A 584-nucleotide genomic window follows, 5' to 3' on the forward strand; every position below is an offset into this window, starting at 1 on the left:
TGCTGCTTAGTCATGTTAGACGTTTCTGCCGCAAAATCAGCATCCATCAACGTAGATGACGCTGCTTGTGTGTTTTCTTTCATGTTTGTTACGTTCGTCATAGTGTGCTCAAGACGATTCATAGACGCACCTAGTGATGAACGAGCTGTACCAATCTCACCAATGAGAGTATCTACAAAACCAAGCTGCGCCTGTGCATCAGCAACATTCGAGAATGTACCGTTCGTAGTTGATGTACCTGTTGCTGCTCTAGTTGACGAAGAAGTCATTGCAGTTTTAACATTAGCCAAATCAGTTGAAATATTAACTGTTAGCGTTTCAGCAGCGCTTGAACCAACCTGAAACACAACGTTACCTGCACCAAACTTATCTGCTGTATCTAATAAGTCAGTACCACCAAAAGAAGTATTCTCCATGATACTGGTAAGCTCCGCAGACAAAGCTACAAACTCAGCACTTTGTGCAGCCCACTCAGTATCGCCATTCGCATCACTTGCACCTTGTGTCGCAAGCTCTTTCATGCGGTAAGCAATGTTTGTCATCTCATCAAACGCGCCCTCTGCTGTTTGCATCATCGACATTGC

Annotated in this window: 1 protein-coding gene; it reads right to left on the reverse strand. The window is 44.3% G+C overall.

Going from position 1 to position 584, the window contains the following annotated elements; genetic code table 11:
- Positions 1-584: flagellin (locus tag GQR54_RS19450; RefSeq protein ID WP_166379715.1), on the reverse strand; the 584-nt coding region annotated here is incomplete at both ends.

The sequence above is a fragment of the Pseudoalteromonas sp. Z9A4 genome (assembly GCF_011378845.1).
GTDB classification, from domain to species: Bacteria; Pseudomonadota; Gammaproteobacteria; order Enterobacterales; family Alteromonadaceae; genus Pseudoalteromonas; species Pseudoalteromonas arctica.